Raw genomic sequence first — 527 nt, forward strand, 5'->3', positions numbered from 1 at the left:
CGAGATAGCCGATCGGCTCGACGAAGGAGCGATCGAGGCCGATTTCCTCCTCGGCTTCGCGCAACGCAGCGTCCAGCGGCGAGGCATCGGTCGGATCGATCTTGCCACCGGGAAACGAGATCTGTCCGGCATGATCGTTGAGATGCGCGGAGCGCTGGGTGAGCAGCACGGTTGGTTGTTCGTGTTCGACGATGCCGATCAGGACCGCGGCCGGGCGGATCGGCCGCTCCTGCGCCACAATCTGGATCATGCGGTCGTTCCCGGCATCGCCGGTGACGGGAATGATGCTGGCGTCCGTGAGCCCCTCGGGCACATCGAAATTCAGGCGTGCCCTCGCACGTTTGAAAAACTCAGCCGAGTTGTACAGACGGGATTCGCCGATATCCGCAGCGTCCGCGTCGGTCTTCAGCATCGGCTCACTCGTCCGGCTCACTTCAATCGGCTCACTTAGGTGGCTTCCCTGATTTGCTGCGCATCGGCCATGGCGAAAAACGCGCCCGCAGAGGCGATGCCGAACATCGCGGTAC

The 527-nt window shown here is 62.8% G+C and carries 1 protein-coding gene; it reads right to left on the reverse strand.

Annotated features, from left to right (window positions below):
- Positions 1-412, reverse strand: a 412-nt coding sequence (locus AC1DU6_RS35715) for an NUDIX hydrolase (RefSeq protein ID WP_477863364.1), incomplete at its 3' end; no start/stop codon positions are given.
- Positions 413-527: the final 115 nt, after the last annotated feature.

Source organism: Roseateles sp. P5_B10 (assembly GCF_056400485.1).